This window comes from Kineococcus rugosus (assembly GCF_050871975.1).
Lineage (GTDB): Bacteria > Actinomycetota > Actinomycetes > Actinomycetales > Kineococcaceae > Kineococcus.
Genome location: NZ_JBJLSJ010000052.1, coordinates 1 through 23,726, shown reverse-complemented (window position 1 = coordinate 23,726; position 23,726 = coordinate 1). Strand labels below are relative to the sequence as shown.

24 protein-coding genes and 1 pseudogene are annotated in these 23,726 nt (G+C 76.3%); 8 read left to right on the top strand and 17 right to left on the bottom strand.

Going from position 1 to position 23,726, the window contains the following annotated elements:
- Positions 1 to 90: 90 nt before the first annotated feature.
- The gene (locus ACRYM6_RS21525) at positions 91 to 996 is read right to left on the bottom strand and encodes a TIGR03620 family F420-dependent LLM class oxidoreductase (protein WP_432544932.1); all 906 of its coding nucleotides are present in this window, start codon (positions 994 to 996) and stop codon (positions 91 to 93) included.
- A gap of 132 nt (positions 997 to 1,128) precedes the next feature.
- Here ACRYM6_RS21525 and ACRYM6_RS21520 point away from each other — a divergent pair.
- The 3 genes and pseudogenes from ACRYM6_RS21520 to ACRYM6_RS21510 all read left to right on the top strand — a co-directional run.
- Positions 1,129 to 1,947 (top strand): annotated as a pseudogene (locus tag ACRYM6_RS21520) (alpha/beta fold hydrolase); the annotation flags it as partial.
- A gap of 27 nt (positions 1,948 to 1,974) precedes the next feature.
- Positions 1,975 to 3,312: a M20 family metallopeptidase gene (locus tag ACRYM6_RS21515; protein WP_432544933.1), complete on the top strand. Its 1,338-nt coding sequence runs from the start codon at positions 1,975 to 1,977 to the stop codon at positions 3,310 to 3,312.
- A 150-nt stretch (positions 3,313 to 3,462) separates the two neighbouring features.
- Complete coding sequence (locus tag ACRYM6_RS21510; protein ID WP_432544931.1) at positions 3,463 to 3,804, top strand: hypothetical protein; 342 nt, start codon at positions 3,463 to 3,465, stop codon at positions 3,802 to 3,804.
- A gap of 28 nt (positions 3,805 to 3,832) precedes the next feature.
- On the opposite strand, the gene ACRYM6_RS21505 is transcribed toward ACRYM6_RS21510, so the two are convergent.
- The 9 genes from ACRYM6_RS21505 to ACRYM6_RS21465 form a co-directional block, all read right to left on the bottom strand.
- A complete protein-coding gene (locus ACRYM6_RS21505; protein ID WP_432544930.1) occupies positions 3,833 to 5,170 on the bottom strand; it encodes an ATP-binding protein in 1,338 nt (445 codons plus the stop codon).
- An 80-nt stretch (positions 5,171 to 5,250) separates the two neighbouring features.
- Positions 5,251 to 6,816: a carboxylesterase/lipase family protein gene (locus tag ACRYM6_RS21500; protein ID WP_432544929.1), complete on the bottom strand. Its 1,566-nt coding sequence runs from the start codon at positions 6,814 to 6,816 to the stop codon at positions 5,251 to 5,253.
- A 78-nt stretch (positions 6,817 to 6,894) separates the two neighbouring features.
- Positions 6,895 to 8,547, bottom strand: a complete 1,653-nt coding sequence (gene ptsP, locus ACRYM6_RS21495; RefSeq protein WP_432544928.1) for a phosphoenolpyruvate--protein phosphotransferase — start codon at positions 8,545 to 8,547, stop codon at positions 6,895 to 6,897.
- Positions 8,540 to 8,806 carry an HPr family phosphocarrier protein gene (locus ACRYM6_RS21490; protein WP_432544927.1) on the bottom strand — a complete coding sequence of 89 codons (267 nt, stop codon included), beginning with the start codon at positions 8,804 to 8,806 and terminating at the stop codon, positions 8,540 to 8,542. The genes ptsP and ACRYM6_RS21490 overlap by 8 nt, the downstream gene beginning before the upstream one ends.
- 11 nt (positions 8,807 to 8,817) lie before the next feature.
- The gene (locus ACRYM6_RS21485) at positions 8,818 to 10,296 is read right to left on the bottom strand and encodes a PTS fructose transporter subunit IIC (RefSeq protein ID WP_432544926.1); all 1,479 of its coding nucleotides are present in this window, start codon (positions 10,294 to 10,296) and stop codon (positions 8,818 to 8,820) included.
- Positions 10,293 to 10,751: a PTS sugar transporter subunit IIA gene (locus ACRYM6_RS21480; RefSeq protein ID WP_432544925.1), complete on the bottom strand. Its 459-nt coding sequence runs from the start codon at positions 10,749 to 10,751 to the stop codon at positions 10,293 to 10,295. Before ACRYM6_RS21480 ends, ACRYM6_RS21485 begins: the two co-directional genes overlap by 4 nt.
- Positions 10,748 to 11,707: a 1-phosphofructokinase gene (pfkB, locus tag ACRYM6_RS21475; RefSeq protein WP_432544924.1), complete on the bottom strand. Its 960-nt coding sequence runs from the start codon at positions 11,705 to 11,707 to the stop codon at positions 10,748 to 10,750. Before pfkB ends, ACRYM6_RS21480 begins: the two co-directional genes overlap by 4 nt.
- Positions 11,704 to 12,465, bottom strand: coding sequence for a DeoR/GlpR family DNA-binding transcription regulator (locus ACRYM6_RS21470; RefSeq protein ID WP_432544923.1), 762 nt, complete (start codon positions 12,463 to 12,465; stop codon positions 11,704 to 11,706). Before ACRYM6_RS21470 ends, pfkB begins: the two co-directional genes overlap by 4 nt.
- A gap of 158 nt (positions 12,466 to 12,623) precedes the next feature.
- Positions 12,624 to 14,732, bottom strand: a complete 2,109-nt coding sequence (locus ACRYM6_RS21465; RefSeq protein WP_432544922.1) for a DNA gyrase/topoisomerase IV subunit B — start codon at positions 14,730 to 14,732, stop codon at positions 12,624 to 12,626.
- A gap of 217 nt (positions 14,733 to 14,949) precedes the next feature.
- Between ACRYM6_RS21465 and ACRYM6_RS21460 the strand changes: the two genes are divergently transcribed.
- A complete protein-coding gene (locus tag ACRYM6_RS21460) occupies positions 14,950 to 15,186 on the top strand; it encodes a DUF7455 domain-containing protein (RefSeq protein WP_432544921.1) in 237 nt (78 codons plus the stop codon).
- Between the two features lie 39 nt (positions 15,187 to 15,225).
- Complete coding sequence (locus ACRYM6_RS21455) at positions 15,226 to 15,720, top strand: DUF456 domain-containing protein (RefSeq protein WP_432544920.1); 495 nt, start codon at positions 15,226 to 15,228, stop codon at positions 15,718 to 15,720.
- Here ACRYM6_RS21455 and ACRYM6_RS21450 read toward each other — a convergent pair.
- Complete coding sequence (locus ACRYM6_RS21450; protein WP_432544919.1) at positions 15,707 to 16,129, bottom strand: VOC family protein; 423 nt, start codon at positions 16,127 to 16,129, stop codon at positions 15,707 to 15,709. The genes ACRYM6_RS21455 and ACRYM6_RS21450 overlap by 14 nt on opposite strands.
- A gap of 108 nt (positions 16,130 to 16,237) precedes the next feature.
- Between ACRYM6_RS21450 and ACRYM6_RS21445 the strand changes: the two genes are divergently transcribed.
- Positions 16,238 to 17,176 (top strand): helix-turn-helix transcriptional regulator, encoded by a 939-nt coding sequence (locus ACRYM6_RS21445; protein WP_432544918.1) that lies wholly within the window; start codon positions 16,238 to 16,240, stop codon positions 17,174 to 17,176.
- A gap of 69 nt (positions 17,177 to 17,245) precedes the next feature.
- Here the strand turns inward: ACRYM6_RS21445 and ACRYM6_RS21440 are convergent, their stop codons facing one another.
- The 6 genes from ACRYM6_RS21440 to ACRYM6_RS21415 form a co-directional block, all read right to left on the bottom strand.
- A complete protein-coding gene (locus ACRYM6_RS21440) occupies positions 17,246 to 18,814 on the bottom strand; it encodes an RNA polymerase sigma factor (protein ID WP_432544917.1) in 1,569 nt (522 codons plus the stop codon).
- 163 nt (positions 18,815 to 18,977) lie between these two features.
- On the bottom strand, positions 18,978 to 19,379 hold the full coding sequence (locus ACRYM6_RS21435; protein ID WP_432544916.1) for a universal stress protein: 402 nt from the start codon (positions 19,377 to 19,379) through the stop codon (positions 18,978 to 18,980).
- A 61-nt stretch (positions 19,380 to 19,440) separates the two neighbouring features.
- Entirely contained in the window at positions 19,441 to 20,613 is a 1,173-nt protein-coding gene (locus ACRYM6_RS21430) for a DUF4192 family protein (RefSeq protein ID WP_432544915.1), read from the bottom strand.
- 62 nt (positions 20,614 to 20,675) lie between these two features.
- Positions 20,676 to 21,014, bottom strand: coding sequence for a YkvA family protein (locus ACRYM6_RS21425; protein WP_432544914.1), 339 nt, complete (start codon positions 21,012 to 21,014; stop codon positions 20,676 to 20,678).
- A gap of 10 nt (positions 21,015 to 21,024) precedes the next feature.
- Entirely contained in the window at positions 21,025 to 21,738 is a 714-nt protein-coding gene (locus ACRYM6_RS21420; RefSeq protein WP_432544913.1) for an EcsC family protein, read from the bottom strand.
- Between the two features lie 85 nt (positions 21,739 to 21,823).
- A complete protein-coding gene (locus tag ACRYM6_RS21415) occupies positions 21,824 to 22,051 on the bottom strand; it encodes a hypothetical protein (RefSeq protein WP_432544912.1) in 228 nt (75 codons plus the stop codon).
- A gap of 98 nt (positions 22,052 to 22,149) precedes the next feature.
- On the opposite strand from ACRYM6_RS21415, the gene ACRYM6_RS21410 reads away from it, so the two are divergent.
- Together ACRYM6_RS21410 and ACRYM6_RS21405 are read left to right on the top strand one after the other, a co-directional pair.
- Positions 22,150 to 23,049, top strand: coding sequence for a spermidine synthase (locus ACRYM6_RS21410; RefSeq protein WP_432544911.1), 900 nt, complete (start codon positions 22,150 to 22,152; stop codon positions 23,047 to 23,049).
- On the top strand, positions 23,046 to 23,726 hold a 681-nt coding region (locus tag ACRYM6_RS21405), incomplete at its 3' end, for a DedA family protein (RefSeq protein ID WP_432544910.1). The genes ACRYM6_RS21410 and ACRYM6_RS21405, both read left to right, overlap by 4 nt.

The following is a 23,726-nucleotide window of genomic DNA, read 5'->3' as shown; positions in this document are numbered from 1 at the left end:
GCGCCGCCCGCCCCGCGCAGCCCGGGCGCGGCGGCGGGGGGGGGCCGCCGCCCCCCCCCCCCCCCCCCCCCCCCCCCGGGGGGAACCCGGTCAGCCGATGAGGGCGCCGGCGAGCTCGCCCCACTGCGCGAGCGGGAAGTCCTCCCCGGTGGCGGTGATCACCTGGACGGCGACCTCGTCGGCGCCGGCGTCGACGTGGCGGGCGATCCCGGCCACGACGGTGGCCGTGGAACCCCACGGGACGAGCTCGTCGACCAGCCGGTCGCTGCCGCCGTCGGCGAAGTCCTCGTCGCCGTAGCCGAAGCGGCGCAGGTTGTTGGTGTAGTTCGGCAGGGCGAGGTACCCCGTGGTGTGGCGGCGGGCGATCTCCCGGGCCCGGGCCGGGTCCTCCTCCAGGACGACCGCGACCTCGGGGGCCAGCAGCACGCCCTCCCCCAGCACCTGGCGCGCGGACGACGTGTGCGCGGGCGTCGTGAAGTACGGGTGCGCGCCGAGGGCCCGGTCGCGGGCCAGGCGCAGCATGCGCGGGCCCAGCGCGGCCAGCGCGCGGCGCGGGGTGGGGACGGACCCCGCGGCGTCGAGGGCGTCGAGGTGCTCCACGGTGCGGGAGTACGGCTTGGCGTAGTCGGTCCCGGACTGCTCGACGATCGCGGCGTGGCTGTTGCCCAGCCCCAGCAGGAAGCGGCCCGGGTGCTCGCGCTCCAGCTCGGCGAAACCCGTCCCGGTCTCCTCGGGGGTCGCGGCGTAGACGCTGATGATGCCGCTGGCCACGCCGATCTCCTCGGTGGCCCCCAGCAGCAGCCCGAACACCGGGTGCACCCCGGGGTCGAAGCCCCCCGACAGCCAGATGCGGGAGTACCCCAGGGCCTCCACCTCCCGGGCGGCGGCGCGGGCCTCGTCGCGGCGGTCGGGGTCGGCCCAGGGCGCGCCGCCCCAGAGGCTGATGCGGGCGCGGGCAGCGGGGACGGTGCCGGCGGGGACGGGGAGGTCGCTCACGCCGCCACCCTAGGCACGCGGCTGGAGCGCGCACGCCAGGGCTCCGGGGGCGCTGCGGGCGGCGACGGCCGCGGTCGCGGGGGCGCCGCCGAGGCCGTGGGGCCCCGCCGAGGCGCTGGGTAGGGTGCCCGCGTGGACGACCTGGGCACCGCTCCCCCGGACCGGCTGGGCACGACGACGCTGCCGGACGGCCGGTCGCTGGCGTGGAGCGAGTGGGGGCCGGTGACGGGCCGGGCCGTGCTGTTCTTCCCCGGCGCGGCGACGGGCCGGTCGCTGGGTTTCGGCACCCACCTGCTCCCCGGGCTGGACGTCCGGCTGGTCTCCTGGGACCGGCCGGGCCTGGGCGCCTCGGACCCGGCGCCGGGCTGGACGCTGGCCGACGCGGCCGCCGACGTCGCCGCGCTCGTCGCCGACCGTGGTCTCACCGACGTCCACGGGGTCGCGTTCTCGCAGGGTTCGGTGTTCGGCCTGGCCTGCGCCGCAGCGGGTGTGCTGTCCCGCCTGAGCATCGTGTCGGGGACCGACGACTTCGCCGACCCGGTGACCGCCGATCGCGCCGACCCCGGCGTGGCCCGGTTCTGCGCCGCCTGCCGCGACGACCCGCGGGGCACGCGAGCGCAGCTGGAGGCGATGGACGCCGCGTCGATGTGGGACCTCGTGCTCCAGGGTTCGTCGGACGTGGACGCGCAGGTGTACCGGCAGCCGGGGTTCGCCGCCGCGTACTCCGGGGCACTGGCGGAGGGTTTCGCGCAGTCGGCCGCCGGGTACGCCCGCGACACCGTGCTGGCGATGGCGCCGTGGTCGTTCGACGTGGAGTCGCTGGCCCTGCCGGTGGACCTGTGGTTCGGCGCGCACGACGGCTCCGCCGTCCACTCCCCCGACCGCGGTGAACGGCTGCACGCCCGCATCCCGGGCTCGCGCCGGCACGTCGTCGCCGACGCCGGCGGGTCGCTGCTGTGGACCCGCGCCCGCGACGTCCTGACCGCGCCGGTCCCCACCCGGCCCACCACCCCCGACGGGTCGTACCTGGAGGGCGTGCGGACGGGCATCGACCGGGCCGCGGCCACCGCCACGCCCCTGCGGAGCGCGCACGCCGGGGCGCCGGCAGCCCTGCTGGACGCGACGGAGGCCGCGGTCGAGGCCGCCGCGGACGACCTGCTGGCCCTCAGCCACGACCTGCACGCCCACCCCGAGGAGGCGTTCGCCGAGCACCGGTCGGCGCGGGCCGTCGCGGACCTGCTGGCCCGGCACGGGGTGGGGGCCGCGGTCGGGGTGCACGGCCTGGACACCGCGCTGCGGGCGTCGGTCTCGCACGGGGACGGTCCGACGGTGGCGGTGCTCGCCGAGTACGACGCGTTGCCGGGCCTGGGGCACGGCTGCGGGCACAACGTCATCTGCGCCACGGCCGTCGGCGCGTTCCTCGGGCTGGCCCACGCCCTGCGCTCGGGCGCGGCCGGCGGGACCGCGGTGCTGCTCGGCACCCCGGCCGAGGAGGGCGGGGGCGGCAAAGAGTTCCTGGCCCGCGCGGGCGCGTTCGACGGCGTCGACGCCGTGGTGATGCTGCACCCGTTCTCCTACGACGTCGCCGCGCAGCCGTTCCTGGGCCGGCGGCAGGTGCGGGCGACCTACCACGGGGTCGCCGCGCACGCCGCGGCGCAGCCGTTCATGGGCCGCAACGCCCTGGACGCCGTCGTGGCCGGGTACAACGGGATCGCGATGCTGCGCCAGCACACCACGCCCGACGACCGGGTCCACGGGATCGTCCTGGACGGCGGCCGGCGCCCGAACGTCGTGCCCGACCGGGCGGTCGCGGAGTACTACGTCCGCTCGGCCGAACCGGCGACGCTGGCCGACCTGTGCGCGCGGGTCGACCTCGTGCTGCGGGCGGCGGCGGCGATGACGGGCACCGGGGTGGAGCTGGAGTGGGACCGGCAGCCGGCGTACCTGCCGATCCGGGCGAACCTCGAGCTCGCCGCGCGCTGGACCGCGCACCAGGCCCGGCGGGGGCGGACGTCGCTGCCGCCGGGGGTCGTCCCGACGACCCTGACCGGGTCCACCGACCTCGGCAACGTGAGCGTCCGGGTGCCCGCCATCCACCCGATGCTGGCCGTCAGCTCCCCCGACGTGTCCCTGCACACGGCCGCGTTCGCCGCGGCCGCGGCCTCCCCGGCGGCCGACGCGGCCGTCCTCGACGGTGCGGTCGGGCTGGCGCTGACCGCGCTGGACGTGCTCGCCGACCCCGGGCTGCTGGCCGCGGTGCGGGCGGAGTTCGAGGCCGCGGGCGGGGTCATGGACGTGGAGGGTTTCCTGGGCTGAGGCCCGGAACGCGTCGTCGGTGACGCTGCGGCGGCAGGGGCTCCCGCTCCGCTCACGCCGGGCCCTGGGCTCGCGAAAACCGGTCCCGCGCAGGGGGTTGGCGCCGCTAGAGTCCGCACGCACCGCCGCCGCCGAGAGGGAGAACCGCCCGTGAACCGCCCCCGTCCGCTCACCGCCGTCGTCCTGGCCGCCGCGGCCCTGGCGCTGTCCGCCTGCGGGGACCCGGTGGTGGGGACGATCACCGCCAAGGAGTACGACGCGGCCGAGACCAAGCACGGCACCCGCAAGGACTGCACCACGTCGACGTCCTCCACGGGCACGAAGACGACGAAGTGCAAGACCGTCCCCACGACGACCCGTGAACCGGAGGAGTGGGAGCTGACGGTCGCCGAGGACGACGGCGACACCGTGGAGATCGGCGTCGCGCAGGAGGTGTACGACCGGGTCGAGGTGGGTGACCGGTACGACGAGGCCGCCGAGGCCGCCCGCTGAGGACGTCCCGGCCCTCGCGGCGGGAGGCTCAGAGGTAGTTGCCGGTCAGCGGCGCCGGTTGCCACCGGCCCTCGCGCACGACCTGCAGCACCGCCCCCGTCGTCAGGTCGGCGCCGTGCCCCAGGACGGTGCGGCGCACGACCTCGCGCAGGTCGGCACCGGTGACCGCCGGGGGGAGCTGCGCGGCGACGGCGGCGCAGTCGACGGCGGAGTCCCCGAAGCGGCCCAGCAGCCGGCGCAGGATCGCCTCGCAGGCCTCCCGGTCCGGGGGGCCGAGGTGGACGACGGCGTCGAACCGGGCCGAGCGGGTGGCGGCGGCGTCCAGGGCCGCGGGGTCGTTGGTGCTCGCGATCGTCAGCACGTCGCGGTACTCCTCGGTGCCGTCCAGGACGGCGAGGAAGTCGGCCAGCGCGGTGCCGCGCGCCCCGGCCTTGCGGTCGCCCAGGTACAGGTCGACGTCCTCGAGCACGACGACGCTGGGACCGAGGTCGGTGGTCTCCCGGTACACCTGCCGCAGCACGGTCGAGGCCGCCGCCGCGTCGACGATGATGACGGTGAACTCCCCCGCCAGCTCCCGGGCCACCACGCGGCTCAGCGCGGACTTGCCGACCCCGGGCGGCCCGGCCAGCAGCACCCCGCGGTTGGTGCCCAGCCCCAGGTCCCGCAACAGGTCGGCCCGGGTGGTGAGGGCCGCGACGTTGGCGTCGATCTCGGCCCACACGTGCGCCGGCAGCACCAGGTCGTCGCGGCCGCCGGGGCCCAGCGCGGTCGGTTTCAGCTTCAGCGGCAGGTGGGCGTCGGCGTGCAGGACCCGGCCCCGGTAGAAGCCCTTGTCGCGGCGCGCGGTGGCGAGCAGCGCGTCCGCGACGGTCCGCGCCGCGCCGTGGTCGCCCGGGCGCGACAGCACGCGCAGCGAGGCCGGTTGCGGTTCGTACTCGTGCTCGGCCAGCTGCACCACGACGTCGGCCGTGGTGGCCGTCCCGGCCGGGAAGAACGCGGCCGCGGAGGTGGGCACCGAGACGTGCTCGTCGAGCAGGTCGATCCGCTGCCAGGTGGGGGGTTCGTCGTCCTCGACCGGGCCCAGCGCCGCGTCATGGGCCTGGACGAGGTCGGCCAGCGCCGCCCCGACGGAGACGGCGCGGGTGTTGGTCAGGTCGACGCGCTCGGAGACCAGCGAGGTGTGCGGCAGCCCCAGGTGGGTCTCGACGAACCCGTTGGCCGTCGTGGTGCTGCGGCTGCCCCCGGACAGCACCTCCCCCAGCACCGCGAGAGCGCGGCGCACCTCGGTCGGCTCGGAGGACAACCGCCGGGCCAGGGCGGGGGCCAGGTCCTCGTCGTGCCCGGCGCCCGGTCCCGTCTCGCTCACCCGACGACGCTACGACGGGCCGGGGTCCGGGGCCAGAGCACCGACCGCGTGGTGCCGGTCGCCGGCGCCCCCGACGAGGCCTACGCGCCGGCCCGGACCCCGTCGAAGGGCCGGAACTCCACGTCGGCCCAGATCCGCTCGCGCGCGTCGGGGGTGCGTTCGAGGGTGTCGCGCGAACCCCAGACCCGGACGGGCACCCCGGCCTCGGAGATCGCCGGCCACCCGGGGTCGCCGTCGGCGGCGAAGCCCGTCCAGGCCTCGACCAGCCGCCGCGACAGCGCCGCGGCCGCCGGGGTCGGGAACAGGCCCCGCACCCGGCCCCCGACCCCCGGCACCCGGCGGGCCAGCGGCAGCACCGGCACGGCGTGCAGGAACAGCTCCATCGCCTGCGGGTTGCCGAACGCGAACGGGACGTCGAGCCCGTGGGTGGCGCCGAACCGGCCGCCGCGCAGCGGGGAGCGCCAGGTGAAGCGGGCCAGGTGCGTCCGGCCCCCGCGGGCGGTGTGGGCGCGGGCGAACCGGCGCGAGGGTTCGGCGAACAGCGCGTCGGACAGCAGCGCGTCGCCGAGGGTGCCGGGGTCGGCGCCGGGCAGCAGCTCGCGGTACCGGTCGAGCGCCCCGGCGGGCAGGCCGACGGCGGCGGCGAACTCGGCGACCTGCTCGACGGTCTGCGCGACGGTCTGCGCGACGGGCGCGAAACCGCTGCGGGAGAACAACGTCCACTCGTCGGCGACGGTCTGGACGAGCAGGTCGACCTCCGGGTCCCCGCCGGCGTGCGGGCCCTGCATGAACGGCCCCGGCACGACCTCGCCGTCCACGACGGGGTGGTACAGCAGCGGGACCGCGCCCCGCGGACCGGCCGCGGGGTCGGCGGCGAGGTCCTGGGCGACGGCGTCGGAGGCCGCGAGCAGCCGCACCGGCGGCAACCCCGCGAAACCCTCCCGGGTGGCCGGGACCCGGGCCGCCCGGGCGACGCGGGCGGCGACGTCCTGCGCCTGCCGCCGCGTGTACGTCTCCCCCGTGACGCTCGCCGCGATCGCCCGCGAGAACAGCCCGCGGGCGGCGGGCGCGCACATCAGCGCGGCCACCGACGCGGCCCCGGCGGACTGCCCGGCGATCGTGACCCGGTCGGGGTCGCCGCCGAAGGCGCGGACGTTCTCCGCCACCCAGCGCAGCGCCGCGACCTGGTCCAGCAGACCCCGGTTGTCCGGGGCACCGGGCACCGCGCCGAAACCCTCGAACCCCAGGCGGTAGTTCATGGCGACGACGACGAAACCCCGGCGCACCCAGGCGGCCGGGTGGTACGCCGGCGCCGACCCGGACCCCGAGACCCAGCCGCCGCCGTGGATCCACACCAGCACCGGCAGGTCCCGCGGGAAGTCGGCGGGGACGTGCACGTCGACGGTCAGGTGGTCGTCCCCGGCGCCGTGGGTCCAGCCGTAGCCGGAGCGGGGGTCCTGGGGCGCGACCGGCGAGGGGTCGCGGGCCTCGCGCACCCCGCGCCACGGCTGGGGCGGGACGGGGGCGGCGAACCGCCGCGACCCGGTGGGCGGGGCGGCGTAGGGGACTCCGCGGAAGCTCACCACGCCGCCCTCGGCGGCCCGGCCGCGCACGCCGCCCGCGGTCGTCACGACGACCCTGGCCACCAGCGCACCTCCTGGGAGTTCCTGCGGATCCCTCGGCGAGGCCGGGGGGACGTCCCGCCGAGGGATCCTGCTGCGAGGTTACAGCGCGAGGACCTCGGGATCGGCCGAACGCGCCGCCGCGTCGCGCGCCGCGCTGGCCGAGTCGGCCGCCACGGCCGCGCGGGCCATCTCCCGACACGTGGCCAGGTCGGTCCGGGCCAGGGCGTGGCGGACCGCCGGGACGGCCGCCGGGGCCATCGACAGGCTCCGCACGCCGAGCCCGACGAGCACGAGGGCCAGCAGCGGGTCGCGCGCGGCCTCCCCGCACACCCCCACCGGGACGTCCACCTGCCCGGTGGCCTCGACGAGCTGCAGCACCGCCGGCTGCCACGGGTCGAGCAGGTCCGCCAGGTCGCCCTCGAGGCGGTCGGCGGCCATCGCGTACTGGGTCAGGTCGTTCGTGCCCAGGCTCACGAAGTCCAGGCCGGCGGCCACCAGCTGCCGGGCCCGCAGGGCCGCGGCGGGGACCTCGACCATCGCCCCGACCGTGCTCAGGCCGGCCTGCCGGGCCTGCTGCGCGAACTGCGCGGCCTCGGCGGGCGTGGAGACCATCGGGGCCATGACCCACGGCTGGGTCCCGGTCCGCTCGGCAGCCGCGGCCAGGGCCCGCAGCTGGGTGTCCAGCAGCTCGGGGTGGCGCCGCGCGGTCCGCAGCCCGCGCACCCCCAGGGCGGGGTTCTCCTCGGCCGCGACGTCGACGAAGGCGAGGGGTTTGTCGGCCCCGGCGTCCAGGGTGCGGACGACGACCTTGCGGTCGCCGAACGCGGTGAGCACCCGGGAGTACGCCTCGGTCTGCTCCGCCAGGGTCGGGGCGTCGGCCCGGTCCAGGAACAGCACCTCGGTGCGGAACAACCCGACACCCTCGACGTCCTGCGCCGCAGCGCGTTCGGCGTCCTCGAGGGTCCCCACGTTGGCCAGCAGCTGCACCGCGGTGCCGTCGGCCGTGCGCCCCGGGCCCCCGGCCGAGGCCGCGAGGGCCTCGCGGGCGGCGCGGCGCGCGGCGATCGCCTCGCGCAGGTCCGCCGGCGGGTCGGTGACCAGCGTCCCCGCGCGGGCGTCGAGGGCCACCGTCGTGCCCGTGGCGACGCCGGTCGCGCCGGGCACCCGCACCAGGCAGGGGATGCCGAACTGCGCCGCGATGATCGCGGTGTGGCTCGTGGGTCCCCCCAGCTCGGTGACGATCCCGACGACCAGGGACAGGTCCAGCGCGGCGGTGTCGGCCGGGGCCAGGTCGCGGGCGACGACCACGGACGGCCCGTCGAGCTGCGGCACGCCCGGTTCGGGCAGGCCCAGGACGCGGGCGACGACGCGGTCGCGCACGTCGCGCAGGTCGGTGACCCGTTCGGCCAGGTAGGGACCGGAGGCGGCCAGGACGGCGCAGAACTGCTCGACGGCCTCGTCGACCGCGGTCGCCGGGCCGGACCCGGCGGCCAGGCGCTGGTCGACGACGGCGAGCAGCCCGGGGTCGGCGGCCATCAGCGCGGTGGCCTGCAGCACCTCGGCCGTCGTGCCGCCGGCCGAGGCCGCGCGCTCGCGCAGCGTCGCGGCCACGGCCTCGAACGCCTCGCGCACCCGGGGCCCGGCGCCAGGGTCGGCCGGCTCGGCGGCCGGCGGGCGGGCGGGCGGGGCGAGGACGACGGCCGTCCCCACCGCGGCGCCCGACCCGACGCCGACCCCGGACAGCTCAGGCATCGTGGTCGGTCTCGACCAGCGTCGCGAGGGACTCCAGCGCCGCGTCGGCGCCCTCCCCCTCGGCGGTCAGGGTGACCTGGTCGCCGTGCTTGGCCCCCAGGCCCATGACCATGAGGATGCTGCGGGCGTCGACCGGGTCGCCGTCACCGACGGCGATGGTCACGGGCAGCCCGGTGGCCGCGGCGGCCTGGACGAACAGCGAGGCGGGACGGGCGTGCAGGCCGACGCGGGAGGCGACGACGGCGGTGCGGGACGACACGGGGTTTCTCCTCAGACGGTGGCGGGCTGGGTGGCGGTGGTGTCCTGGACCTCGGGAGCCTTGCGGTGCAGGCCCTTGAGCAGGACGACGGCGACGGCCGTGACGACGGTGCCGACGACGATGGCGAGCAGGTACAGCAGCGGCTGGCCGACGAGGCCGAAGACGACGACACCGCCGTGGGGGGCGCGCAGGGTGTTCCCGAACGCCATCACCAGGCCGCCGGTGACGCCCGAGCCGATCATCGCGGCGGGGATGATGCGCAGCGGCGCCGCCGCGGCGAACGGGATCGCGCCCTCGGTGATGAAGAACGCCCCGAGCAGGACCGCGGCCTTGCCGTTCTGCCGCTCGGCCTCGGTGAACAGGGCCTTGCGGACGAACGTGGCCAGCGCGATGCCCAGCGGCGGCGTCATGCCGGCCGCCATGACCGCGGCCATGACCTTCAGCTCGACGGGGTTGCCGGAGGCGGTGGCGACGGTGGCCAGGCCGGTGGTGGCGAAGGTGTAGGCGACCTTGTTGATCGGCCCGCCGAGGTCGGCGGCCATCATGACGCCGAGGATGACGCCGAGCAGGACGATCCCGCTGCCGGACAGCGAGTTCAGCCCGTTCGTGAGCTGCTCCATGAGCCAGGCGATCGGCCGGCCCAGGACGACGAGCATGGCGCCGGCGGTCAGGAACGTCGCCACCAGCGGGATGACGACGACGGGCATGATGCCGCGGACGGCGTTCGGCACCTTCAGCCGGGCCAGCGCCAGGGCGACGAACCCGCCGAGGAAACCGGCGACCAGACCGCCGAGGAACCCCGCGCCGACGGCGACGGCGATGGTGCCGCCCACGAAACCGGGAGCCAGGCCCGGCCGGTCGGCGATGCCGAAGGCGATGAAACCGGCCAGGACCGGCACCAGGAACCCGAAGGCGGAACCGCCCAGGACGAACAGCAGCCCCGCCCAGTCGCGGCTGGAGGCCGGGTCGAAACCCTCGATGAGGTCGGCGGCGGTGACGGTGTTGATCGTGTAGCCCCCGATGAGGAAGGCGAGCGCGATCATGATCCCGCCGGCGGCGACGAACGGGATCATGTAGCTGACCCCGGTCATGAGCCACTGCCGGACCCGGGTGCCCACCCCGGCGTTCGAGGTGACCTTGGTGGCCAGGGCGGGACCGGCGGCGGGGGCCGACCCCTTCGGCGCGGCCTCGACGGCGGCGACCGCGGCGGCCACGACCCCGGGGGCGTCGGCCACGGCCTTCTTCACCCCGACGTCGACGAACGGCAGGCCGGCGAACCGGTCCTTGTCGCGGACCTCGAGGTCGGCGGCGTAGATGACGCCGTCGGCGGCGGCGATGACGGCCGGGTCGAACGGGGCCGAACCGGCCGACCCCTGCGTCTCGACCTGGACCTCGTGCCCGGCCTCGCGGCCGGCGACCTCGAGGGCCTCGGCGGCCATGTACGTGTGGGCGATGCCCGTGGGGCAGCTGGTGATCGCGACGAACTTCATCGTCCGTACACCTCTTTCAGGACGGTCGAGGCGACGGCGGCGGCGTCGGGTGCCTCGAGCAGGGACTGGCGGAAGGAGACGTGCACGAGCTTGCGGGCCAGCGCGGCGAGGATCGTCAGGTGGTCGGCCTCGCCCTCGGCGGGCGCGGCGATGAGGAAGACGAGGTTCGCGGGGCCGTCGGGGGCGCCCCAGTCGATGCCCGTCCCGTCCACGACCCGGCCGATCGCCAGGCTCGGCACCGTGACGGCCGCGGAGCGGGCGTGCGGCAGGCCGATGCCGCCGGGGATCCCGGTGGCCATCTGCTCCTCGCGGGCGGCGACGTCGGCGAGGAAGACCTCCAGGTCGGTGACCCGGCCGGCGGCGGCCAGGGTCTGCGCGAGCTGGCGCGTCGCGTCGACGCGGTCAGCGGCCCGCAGGTCGACCAGGACGAGTTCGGGGGCGGTGAGATCGGTCATCGCTGGAGGTCCTTCACGAGGGTGTCGGGGTGGGGGTCTTGCAGGGTGCGCACGGCCTGCGCCGCGGTGGTCGTGCCCGGGGGCCCGGGGACGGTGCTGCCCGGGAGCAGGACGGCGGCGCGGCCCCAGGCCACGGCCGTCGCGAGCCGCTGCGCGGCGCTGCCCCGGGCGTTCAGGAAGCCGGCGAGCGTGCAGTCGCCGGCGCCCACGGTGCTCAGCGGGACGAGGGTCGGCCCCCCGGCCCACACGGTGCCCGCCTCGCCGACCAGCAGGGCACCGGCGCCGCCGAGGCTGACGAGCACCTCGCCGACCCCGCGCGAGCGCAGCTCGGCGGCGGCGGCCACGACGTCGGCCACGGTGTGCAGCTCCCGGCCGAGGAGCTCGGCCAGCTCGTCCTCGTTGGGCTTGAGGACGTCCGGGGCGGCTTCGACGGCGGCGGCCAGCGCGGCGCCGCTGGTGTCGACGGCGGTGCGGACCCCGGCCCGCCGGGCGGTGCGCGCGAACGTCGCGTGCAGGTCGTCGGGGGCCCCGGGCGGCAGCGACCCGCTGGTGACGAACCAGTCGGGGCGGGCGGCCAGCTCGGCGACCACGGTGCGGTGCAGCGCGTCCACGTCCGCGGCGGTGAGCTCGGGACCGGGCTCGTTGAGCTTGGTCGTCGTCCCGTCGCGCTCGACGACGGTCGTGTTCGTGCGGATCGTCCCGGCGATGGCGACGGTCACGGCGCGGACCCGCTGGGGTTCGAGCAGGGCTTCGAGCCGGTTCCCGTCGATCCCGCCCGAGGGCAGGACGGCGGTGGCCTCGTGCCCGTGCCGGGCCAGGACGCGGGCGACGTTGACGCCCTTGCCGCCGGCCTCGACCGAGCCGGCGAGGGCGCGGTGGACCTCGCCGCGGGTCAGCGCGGTGAGCTCGACCGTGTGGTCGACGCTGGGGTTGGGGGTGACGGTCAGGAACCTCACGCCGTCACCACCCGCGGTCCGGCGGCCTCGACCTCGCCGAGGAGGTCGGGGTCGGTGGCGGTGTCGGTGATCACGGTGTCGACGGCCTCCAGGTCTGCGACGTGGGCGAAGTCGTCGCGGCCGAACTTGGTGTGGTCGGCCAGGACGACGGTGCGCCGGGCCGAGGAGATGAGGGCGCGCTTGACGGCGGCCTCGGCGAGGTCGGGCGTGGTGAGCCCGCGCTCGACGGTCAGGGCGTTGGTGCCGAGGAAGGCGACGTCGGCGAAGACCTCGGCCAGCGCGCGCTCGGCCCAGCCGCCGACGGCGGCCAGGGTGCGGCCGCGGACGGTGCCCCCGACCAGGTGCAGGGTGAGGTTGGGCCGGTTGGCGACGATCTGCGCGACCGGCAGGGCGTGCGTGACGACGGTGAGCTCGCGGTCGGTCGGCAGCAGCTCGGCGAACCGGGCCGTGGTGGTGCCGGCGTCGACGAGGAGGGTCCCGGCGTCGGGCAGCTCGGCCAGCGCGGTCTTGGCGATGCGGTCCTTCTCGGCGCCGGCGACGTCCTGGCGCTCGGGGACGGCGAGCTCGGCCCCGAGGCGCTCGACGGGGATGGCGCCGCCGTGGACGCGGCGCAGGACCCCGCGCCGCTCCAGGACGGTCAGGTCGCGCCGGATCGTCTCGGGGGTCACGTCGAACACGTCCGCCAGGGCGGTGACCTCGACCCGGCCGGCGCTGCGCGCCGCGTCGAGGATGGCCTGGTGCCGCTCCGGTGCGTACATGGTCTGACTCCTGAACCGACGTCGTCGTCTCCCGCGGTGGGGTCAGTTGTACGCCCGTTTCGGACATGAAGTCAACACAACGGACACGAACGGACATCCGGGTCGGGGGCGCGGAACCCCCGGCCCGGCACCGGACCGGGGGTTCGCGCGCCCGGCGCTCAGGCGTCGATGCGGTCGCGGTCCAGCTTCTCGGCACCGGCGATGATGAAGTCCTTGCGCGGGGCGACGTCGTTGCCCATGAGCAGCTCGAAGACCCGCTCGGCCACGGCGCCGTCGGACACCGTCACCCGGCGCAGCGTCCGGTGCTGGCGCTCCATCGTGGTCTCGGCCAGCTGGTCCTCGTCCATCTCGCCCAGCCCCTTGTACCGCTGCGGCTCCTTGTACGTGCGCCCCCGCCGCTGCAGGTCGGCGGTCACCTTCCGCAGCTCGGCGTCGGAGTAGGTGTAGATCACCTCCCTGCCCTTGCGGCCCGCCTGCGTCACCTCCAGCCGGTGCAGCGGCGGGACGGCCGCGAAGACCCGCCCGGCGTCGATGAGCGGGCGCATGTAGCGGAAGAACAGCGTCAGCAGCAGCGTGCGGATGTGGGCGCCGTCGACGTCGGCGTCCGTCATCAGCACGATCTTGCCGTAGCGCACCGCGTCGAGGTCGAAGCTGCGCCCTGACCCCCCGCCGACGACCTGGATGATCGCGGCGCACTCGGCGTTCTTCAGCATGTCGGTGACCGAGGCCTTCTGGACGTTCAGGATCTTGCCGCGCAGCGGCAGCAGCGCCTGGTACTCCGAGTCCCGCGCCCCCATCGCCGTGCCCAGCGCCGAGTCGCCCTCGACGAGGAACAGCTCGGTGTTCGCCACGTCGTCGGAGCGGCAGTCCTTCAGCTTCGGCGGCAGCGAGGAGCTCTCCAGCGCGTTCTTGCGGCGCTGGGTCTCCTTGTGCAGCCGCGCGGAGATGCGCGACTTCATCTCCGCGACGACCTTGTCGAGCACGGCCGTGGCCTGGGCCTTCTCGTCCCGGCGGGGACTGGTGAGGAACTCCCCGAGCCGGACCTCGACGACCTTGCGGACGATCGCGCGCACCGCCGCGGTCCCCAGGACCTCCTTGGTCTGGCCCTCGAACTGCGGCTCGGCCAGCCGGACGGTCACCACCGCGGTCATCCCGGCCAGGACGTCGTCCTTCTCCAGCTTCTCGTCCCGGCCCACCTTGAGCCGGCGCGCCTGGGCGTCCACCTGCTTCTTCACCGCCGCGTGCAGCCCCTGCTCGAAGCCCGCCAGGTGCGACCCGCCCTTGGGGGTGGCGATGATGTTGACGAAGGTCCGGACCGTCGGCTCGTAGCCCGTCCCCCAGCGCAGCGCGATGTCCACGGCGCAGCGGCGCTCGACGTCCTGCATGCTCATGTGCCCGGACTCGTCGAGGACCGGCACCGTCTCGGTGAACACGTCCTCGCCCTGCAGGCGCCACACCGAGGTGACCGGCGCGTCCGGGGTGAGGAAGTCGGCGTACTCGCTGATGCCGCCGTCGTGCTGGAAGACCTCCTCGGTCGGCTCGCCCGTCCGCTCGTCGCGCAGGACGATGCGCAGGCCGGGCACGAGGAAGGACGTCTGCCGGGCGCGCGCGGTCAGGTCCTCGTGGGAGAATCTCGCGTCCTTGAGGAACACCTGGCTGTCGGCCCAGTACCGCACCCGCGTCCCGGTCACCCCGCGCTTGGCGCGGCCCACGACCCGCAGGCCCGTCTCGGGCGTGAACGGCGCGTCCGGGCCCTCACCGTCGTACCGCCCCGGGGTGCCCCGCCGGAAGCTCACCGCGTACGTCTTGCCGCCGCGGTCGACCTCGACGTCGAGGCGGGAGGACAGGGCGTTGACGACCGAGGCGCCGACGCCGTGCAGACCGCCGGAAGCCGAGTAGGACCCGCCGCCGAACTTCCCGCCGGCGTGCAGGTGGGTGAAGACGACCTCCACCCCCGACAGGCCCGTGCGCTTCTCGACGTCGACGGGGATGCCGCGGCCGTCGTCGTGGACCTCCACCGACCCGTCCGGGTGCAGGACGACGGTGATGGAGGAGCAGTGACCGCCCAGCGCCTCGTCGACGGAGTTGTCGATGATCTCCCACAGGCAGTGCATGAGGCCGCGGGAGTCGGTGGAGCCGATGTACATGCCGGGACGCTTGCGGACCGCCTCCAGCCCCTCGAGGACGAGGAGGTTGGCGGCGGTGTACTTCTCCTCGCCGGAGGTCCCGGCGGACCCGTTGGACGAGGCGGAGCTGGGGGGAGTCACCCGGGCAGGGTACGTGGGGCACCCCCGCGACGGCGCTCACCCCGCCGCCCCACGTCGCCCTGCCGCCGCGCCGGTGTGAGCGACGCCACCTCCGCTAGGAGCGAACGCGCTGCTCCGACGGCGTGGGAACGCGCGCGCCCGGTCGACGGTTGGGGAAGAGTGTCCGGTGGGAGCAGCAGCTGCCCGCCAGCGTGCACGACCCGGAAGGAGTCGCGGAATGACCACCGCCATGACCACCCTCAGCAACGACCCCATGACCGCCTCGGACCGGTGCGACCGGTGCGGTGCGCAGGCCTACGTCAGGGTCGTGCTCTCCGCCGGTGGTGAGCTCCTCTTCTGCGCTCACCACGGCCGCGAGCACCGTCAGGCCCTGCGCGCCTCGGGCGCCGACATCCACGACGAGTCGCAGAAGCTCGCGGCGACGTCGCCCACCGCGGCCCCCGACGAGCGCTGACCACCATCGCCCCGCACGGCCGACGAGCCCGGAGTCACCGTGGGTGACGCCGGGCTCGTCGTCGTCGCGGTCGCCCTGGCCGTCGGGCTCGTCGGGATCGTCGTCCCGGTCCTGCCCGGGACCGTCCTCATCGCCGTGGCCGCCCTGGTGTGGGCCATCGCCACCGGCGGGGCCGCCTGGTGGTTCTTCGCCGCCGCCGCCGTCCTGCTGGCCGGCGGGCAGGTCGCGATGTACCTGCTGCCCGGCCGCCGGATGACCCGCGCCGGCATCCGGCGCACCACCCTCCTGCTCGGCGGCCTGCTCGGCGTCGTCGGGTTCTTCGTCGTCCCCGTCCTGGGGCTGCCCCTGGGGTTCGTGCTCGGGGTGTTCCTCGGCGAGCTCCTGGGCACCGCCGCGGCCCCCGACCGGGCCCGCCGCGCCTGGCGCTCGACCGTGGTCGCGCTGAAGAACGTCGGCCTGAGCGTGGCGATCGAGGGCGCGGCCGGGCTGGTGGCGACCGGCGTGGTGGTCGCCGGGGCGCTCAGCCTGCGCTGAACTCGACCCGCTGGTCCACGACCCAGGTGACACCGAACCGGTCGGTGAGCATCCCGTACAGCGGCGAGAACGCCGAGGGCCCCAGCGGGGTCCGCACGTGGACGGCGCCCCGGGCGAGCCCCTCGTAGGCCGCCGTCACCTCCTCGGCGGTGTCGCAGCGCAGCGAGACGTACACGGCGTTGCGCCCCGGCGCGAAGTCGCGGTCGGTCTGGACGTCGTAGGCCATGACGTGGAAGCCGTTCCCCGACCGCACCTCGCCCCAGACGACGTGCTCGGGCTGCCCCTGCGGGTCGTGCGCCTGACCGTAGGTGACGATCACGGGGTCGGCGCCGAAGGCGGCGCCGTAGAAGTCCAGGGCCTCGCGGGCCTGGCCGCTGAAGTTCAGGTGCGTGGTGGTCGTGACGGGCACGGTGGCTCCTCGGATCGCCGGGTGCCCCCGGGTGGTCCCGGCGGCAGGAGGGACTCTGCCGGGTGCAGCGGTCAGCACCTGTCCTCTTCTCGCGCCATGCTCGACCTCGTGAGCGCACCCGCCGGACGTCTCCTGACGCTGCTGTCCCTGCTGCAGGCCCGGCGGGACTGGCCCGGGCAGGTCCTGGCCGACCGCCTCGAGGTGAGCCCGCGCACCGTGCGCCGCGACGTCGACCGCCTGCGCGAGCTCGGCTACCCCGTCGCCGCGACCAAGGGACCGGACGGCGGGTACCGGCTCGACGCCGGGCAGGACCTGCCTCCCCTGCTCTTCGACGACGACCAGGCCGTGGCGCTCACGGTCGCGCTGCGGGTCGCGGCCGCCGAGGGCGGCGGGGTCGGGGACGGCGCGGCGCGGGCCCTGGCCACCGTCGGCCAGGTGCTGCCCGCCCGGCTGCGGCACCGCGTCGAGGCGCTGTCCGGGGCGACCGTCGCCGGTCGCGGCGGGGCCGGGGTGGACCCGGGCGTCCTGCTGGCCGTCGGGGACGCCGTCCGGGCCCGGGCGGTGCTGCGCTTCGACCTGCGCAGCGCGCCGCGGCGGGCCGAACCCCACCACCTGCTGCACCGCGCCGGCCGCTGGTACCTGCTCGCCTGGGACCTGGACCGCGACGACTGGCGGACGTTCCGCCTCGACCGGATCACGCCCAGGGTGCCCACCGGGCCGCGGTTCACGCCCCGCCCCGTCCCCGGCGGCGACCCCGCGGACTTCGTGGAGGCGCGGTTCAAGGGGTCGGCCGGCCGGGACGCCTGGCCCTGCACCGGCCGGGTGGTCCTCGCGCGGCCCGCGGTCGAGGTCGTCGACCTCGCCGGGGACGGCACGGTGGAGCCGCTGGACGACCTGTCCTGCCGCCTGGTCCTGGGCTCGTGGTCGTGGACGGCCCTGGCCGCGGCCGTCGCCCGCTTCGACGCCGAGGTCCGGGACGTCTCCCCCGCCCCCCTGCGGGCCGCCTTCCGGACCCTGGCCGCCCGGTGCCGGCGCGCCGCCGGGTGAGGTGGCACCAGCACGCGCGACGGCCCGGCCGGGAGATCCCCGACCGGGCCGTCGTGCGTGCTGGTGCCGTCAGTCCAGGTAGTCGCGCAGGACCTGCGAACGCGACGGGTGGCGCAGCTTCGACATCGTCTTGGACTCGATCTGGCGGATCCGCTCGCGGGTCACGCCGTAGACCTTGCCGATCTCGTCGAGCGTCTTGGGCTGACCGTCGGTCAGGCCGAAGCGCATCGAGACCACCCCGGCCTCGCGCTCGGAGAGCGTGTCCAGGACCGAGTGCAGCTGCTCCTGCAGCAGGGTGAAGCTCACCGCGTCGGCCGGGACGACCGCCTCGGAGTCCTCGATGAGGTCACCGAACTCGGAGTCGCCGTCCTCACCCAGGGGCGTGTGCAGCGAGATGGGCTCGCGGCCGTACTTCTGGACCTCGACGACCTTCTCCGGGGTCATGTCGAGCTCCTTGGCGAGCTCCTCCGGAGTAGGCTCGCGGCCCAGGTCCTGCAGCATCTGCCGCTGGACGCGGGCCAGCTTGTTGATGACCTCGACCATGTGCACCGGGATGCGGATGGTGCGGGCCTGGTCGGCCATCGCGCGGGTGATGGCCTGGCGGATCCACCACGTCGCGTACGTCGAGAACTTGTAGCCCTTGGTGTAGTCGAACTTCTCGACCGCGCGGATCAGGCCGAGGTTGCCCTCCTGGATGAGGTCCAGGAACAGCATCCCGCGGCCGGTGTACCGCTTGGCCAGCGAGACGACCAGGCGGAGGTTGGCCTCGAGGAGGTGGTTCTTGGCCCGGCGGCCGTCCTCGCTGATCCACCACAGCTCGCGCTTGAAGATCGGGTCGATGTCGTCGCCGGAGTGCAGCTTCTCCTCGGCGAACAGCCCGGCCTCGATGCGCTTGGCGAGCTCGACCTCCTGCTCGGCGTTGAGGAGGGCGACCTTGCCGATCTGCTTGAGGTAGTCCTTGACCGGGTCGGCGGTGGCCCCCGCCGTGGACACCTGCTGGGCCGGGGCGTCGTCCTCGTCGTCGTCGCGCAGGACGAAGGCGCCGCCGGTCTTCTTGGCGGTCGTCTCGGAGGTCTCGGACGCCTCGGCGGTCTCGACGACCGCGTCGTCCTCGACGGCGAGGTCGTCGTCCTTGAGGTCGTCCTTGAGGTCCTCGGTGAGGTCCTCGACGGGCTCGTCGCCCTCGTCGTCCTTGGCCTTGGCGGCGGTCTTGGCGGTCGCCTTGACGGCCGGCTTGGCGGCGGTCTTCTTGGCGGCCGCCTTGGCCGGGGCCTTGGCCGCCTTCACGGCGGGCTTGGCCGCGGCGGCGCCCTCCTCACCGTCGACCGGTGCGGCGGCGCGCTTGGCGGCGGGACGGGCGGTCTTGGTGGCGGTGGCCGTGGAGGTGGCGCGGCGCGCCGAGGCCGCGGCCACGGCGCGCTTGGGGGCGGCCTCGGGCACCTTGACGGTGATCCCGTTGTCGTCGAGGGCGCGCAGGACCGCCTTCATGCGCTGCACCGGCAGCTGGGCGTCCTCGCAGGCAACCCGGACCGACTGCGCATCGACGTAGCCGTGGGTGGTTCCGTGCTGCAGGAGCTCCTGGAAGGGAGCGGAAGCGAACTCTGGCGGGAGCGGCCGGGAGGTCGGTACCGACGACACGGACTGCCTTTCGTCGTGGGCGGAACGGGCTGCGCGGGCAGCAGCCGACAACGTCAACACCGGCGGGCTCGAGCTTATGCCCACGTGGGAGACAAACCACGATTCTTGCACGGATCGGCGGCCGGAGCGGCGCGACACCACTCGCGTGGCGTCCCGGGGACGGTCAGTCCTCGGGTTTGACGGCCAGCACGGGGCACGGGGCGTCGAGCAGGATGCGCTGCGCGCTGGCGCCCAGGATGAGCTTGCCGACCGGGGTCCGCCGGCGCAGGCCGATGACGATGAGCGAGGCGCCGGTCTCCTCCGCCGCCGTGATCAGGTCGTCGGCCGGGTCGTCGGAGTCGGGCACCTCCCGCAGCTGCGACGAGAGCCCCGCGGCGCTCAGCCGGGCCCGCACGGCCTCGTGGACCGCGGCCAGCTGCTCGGCGTCCTCGGCGTCGACCTCCCGGCCCGGGCGGCGGCTGTGCACCACGACCAGGGAGGTGGCGTACCGCTCGGCGGCCTCACCGGCCCGCTGCAGCGCGGCCCGCCCCTCGGGGTTGGCCACGTACCCGACGACGATCCCCATGCCGCAAACCTCCAACGTCGTAGACGATGCGTGACCGTACTACGCGCCGCCCAGGGCGCCCTCACCGCCTCGGCCGCAGGGCGTGCCGGAGGGCCTGCTCGACGAGGCCGGCCAGCCGGTGCGAGGGGTCGAGCTCCAGGGCCCGCCGCGTGCACGCGCCGGCCCGCACCCCCGCCCCGGCCTGCCACAGGGACCACGCCGCGACGGCCCAGGCCCCGGCCGCGGAGCGGTCCACCGCGTGCCGGGCGACGTCGACGGCCACGGCGGCCGCCGCAGCCGCCCGCACCGGGTCGAACTCCGCGGCCAGGGCGCGGTCGACGAGGTGCGCGGTGCCGCCGGGGACCGGTCCGGGGTCCAGCAACGCGGCGCGGGCCCGTTCGGTCGCCGGCCCGCCGGCCCCGCTCAGCAGCACCGCGTCCCGCACCCCGGTGTCGGCCAGCCCCGCCAGCACCCGTCCGCACCAGTCCGCCTCCGGGACCGGTGGCACCCGCGAGCGCAGCCGGGTCTCGACGGCGGCGTCGAAGGCGGCGACCAGGGCGGCACCGGCCGGCTCGCGCCGGGCGCGGCGACGGGCCTCGGCCGCCGCGGTCAGCCGCCCGGGCCCGAACGGCGCCGTCGGCGGCAGCGCGGCGGCCCGGTCGGCGGCGGGCGCCAGCCCGCGCCCGACGACCTCGGCGGCCAGCCGCCGGGCCGCACCGCCCTCGCGCGGGGCGCCGGCCGGCGGGCAGCAGGGCAGGTCGCAGCTGAGGGAACGCCAGCGGTCGGCGGTGACGAGGAGGACCTCCGCCACCTCGACGCGGCCCGCGGGAGCGTCGAGGTGGCGGTCGAGGTCGGCCAGCACGTGCCGGACGGCCGCCGCGGCCCGTGCGCCGGGGACCAGCGCACCGTCGCGCAGCCGGGCGTCGGGGTCGTGGACGAGCAGGTGCACCCGCGAGCCGGGCCGCAGGTCCCGGCGCAGCACGGCCAGCAGCGGGCCGGTCGCCCCGGCGACGTCGTCGGGGGCCGGGGTGGCGGGCAGGTCGACGCGCAGCCCGGCGCGGAGGAGCCGCCCCCCGCCGGGGCCCGGCGCCGCGGACTCGAGGACGACGAGGCTGTCGGCGGGGTGGAACCCGAGGCAGGCCGGGACGAGGGCGATGAGCGCCTCGGGCCCGTGGGCGCGCAGCGGCGGGTCGTCCGGACCGGCACCGCCCCCGCGGGGCGGGGTCGCGGTCGGCCGGTGGTGCGGGGAGGTCATGCGGCCACCCTCGACGGGACCGCCCCGCGCCGGCCCGCGGCGTCCACAGGCCGGCGCCGTCCTCAGCCGGGGCGGCCCCTGTGGGGACGCGGGCGCCCGTCCACCTCCCCGTCCTCCCGGCGGGCGCGGGCGTAGTCCTGGGTGGCGGTGCGGACGGAGGCGGCGACGAACGCGGCGACGAGGCCGTCGTCCACCAGCCCGAGCAGCGGCGCCCACAGCTCCGGGACGGCGTCGACCGGCGAGAGCAGGTACACCGTGCCCAGGGCCGCGGCCGCGAGCCGACGGCGCCCCGGACCGGTCCAGCGGCCGGACGCGGCGTCGCGCACCATGGCGGGCAGCAGCCGCAGGCGCACGGCGGTGCGGGCGTCGACGGCGGGCACGGCCCGCAGGGCCCGCCTCACCGGCGGGTCGTCACGGGGTCTGCGCCGAGCGCGGCGGCAGCGCGTGCTCGGCGGCCTTGGCGATGCGGCGGAACATCACGGTGTCGACCCCCGCGCCGACGACTCCCCCGACGACCGGCAGCGCCCGCTGCGGCAGGCGCAGCAGGCCCTGGGTGCCGAAGCGGGCGATGATCCGGAACCCGACGCCCTTGTTGACCAGCATCAGCACCGGGCCGGGGACGCGGGAGGTCAGCAGGCCGGTCAGCCGGCCGGTCAGCCGGCCGCCCGTGGGCAGACCCGCCGACTTCAGGACGTCGGTGGCGTCGGCGCCGACGAGCGTCAGCAGGATCGCCGAGCGCACCTCGGGCCGGCTGGTGTCGTAGCCGCGCAGCTCGGCCATCGCCGCCACGGCGCGCACGGCCAGCACGTGGAACCCGAAGACGTTGGCGGGCAGGGCCACCGGCAGGGTCAGCAACCCGCCCAGACCGGTGGCGAACCCGTTGCCGGCGACGAGCCGGGTGTGCTGGCGCAGGACCGCGTGGATCGCCGACTCGGCGCTGGGGTTCTGCTTCCGGGCGGCGGCCGCGACCTCCGCGGCGCCGTCGAAGGGACCCAGGCCGTCGATCCCGACGGCCAGCAGGCGCTGGACGAGGTCGGCGGCGCGCCGGTCGAGGGCGGACCCCTCCGGGGCGCCGGAGGTCGTGGCGGGGGACGGGGAGTCGTCGCGGGGGACGTCGGGGCTCACACCACGACGCTAGCCGTTCCGCCGCCGCGCGCACCCAGGGACGGCGGGGACGGCGGGGACGGCGCGGTGAGCAGGGTCAGCGCGGTCAGCGGGCGTTGCGCTGCTCGCTCAGGTACTGCGCGACCTCGGCGACCCCGGCGTCGACGTACCGGCGGCGCGCCCACGGCCGCGGCAGGCGCTGCCCGGCGGCCACCGGCGGGCGGTCCAGCTGCGGGAAGCGGTCGGCGTCGACGGCGCGGCGCAGGGCGCGGCGGTCGCGCAGGAAGGGCACCACGAACAGCGCGAGCAGGCACATCTCCAGGAAGGTGGACATGCTCAGTACCTCGGCAGGACGGCCCGGGAACTTCAGTCCCGCCCCGGGCGGCCGCCGCGGGGGCGGCCGGTGGCGCCGGCACCTGGTTGGATCGACCGGTGCCCGACCGCTCCTCCCCCGCCCGCCGCCGCCGACCCGCGCCCCCGGCCGTGCGGCCCGTGGAGGGCGAGGAGGCCATCTCGACCGGGACGGTGCGCCTGGAGCAGGACCGCGACGACCCCGACGGCTGGACCGTCCTGGTCAACGGCGTCCCCAGCTCCTACGTCGACGTGGGCGACCCGACGAACCTGGTCTTCGAGTACCACCAGTGGACGGCGGCCGTCCTCGACGCCGTCCGGGACGGCGGACCGCTGCGCGCCGTCCACCTCGGCGGGGCCGGGTGCGCGTTCCCGCGCTACCTCGCCGCGACGCGGCCCGGGTCGCGCCAGCTCGTCCTGGAGGTCGACGCCCAGCTCGTGGAGGTGGTGCGGCGCAGCTTCGGCGCGGCCGGGGCGGCCGGCTTCAAGCTGAAGGTGGCCGACGCCCGCGCCGGGCTGGGTCCCGTCCCCGACGGCACCCAGGACGTGCTGGTCCGCGACGCCTTCGCGGGCGACCAGGTGCCCGGGCACCTGCGGACGGTGGAGTTCCTGCGCGAGGTCGACCGCGTCCTGGCCCCCGGCGGGCTGTGGATCGCGAACCTGGCCGACCGGCCGCCGATGCCGAACTCGCGCGCCGAGCTCGCCACCGCCTTCGAGGTGTTCGCGCACGCGGCGGTGCTGGCCGAGCCGGGCGTGTTCCGCGGCCGCCGCTACGGCAACGCCCTGCTGGTCGCCTCCCAGGCCGAGCTGCCCGAGCAGCCCCTCGTGCGGGCGCTGTCGGGCGGGGTCGCCCCGGCGCGGCTGGTGCTGGACGCCGAGGCGCGGCACTTCTGCGCCGGCTCGGGCGTTCTGCGGGACGTCGACGTGCGCCCGCCGTTCCCGCCCCCTTCCCCCACACCCCCGGAGGACTCCCCCGCATGAGCACCACGGCCGAGACCGCTGTCGCTGAGACCGGCGGCCTGACCGGGTTCGTCCTGGACACCGTCGACGCCCTCGGCGCCCCCGGGGTCGGGCTGCTGAGCTTCGCGGAGGTGGTCTTCCCGCCCATCCCCAGCGAGATCGTGCTGCCGCTGGCCGGTTTCCTCGTCCAGACCGGCGCGATCAACCTGGTGGCGGTGTTCGCGCTGTCGACCCTGGGCTCGTACCTGGGCTCGCTCGTCCTGTACTGGGTGGGCAAGGTGATCGGCCTGGACCGGGCGGCGCGCATCGCCGGCCGCATCCCGCTGATGGACGCCTCGGACGTCACGAAGTCCGCCGAGTGGTTCCACCGCCACGAGGGGGCGGCGGTCTTCACCGGCCGGTTCGTGCCCGGCGTCCGCAGCCTCATCTCGCTGCCCGCGGGCGCGGCGCGGATGAGCCTGCTGAAGTTCTCGCTGTTCACGGTGGCCGGCAGCGGCCTGTGGAACGCGCTGCTCATCGGCCTGGGCATGGCCCTGGGCACGCAGTACGAGCTCGTCGAGCAGTACGGGCACTACGTCGACTACGCCTTCTACGCCGCGATCGCCGGGGTGCTGGTGTGGGCGGTCGCGGGGGGGGGGGGGGGGGGGGGGGGGGGGGGGGGGGGGGGGGGGGGGGGGGGGGGGGGGGGGGGGGGGGGG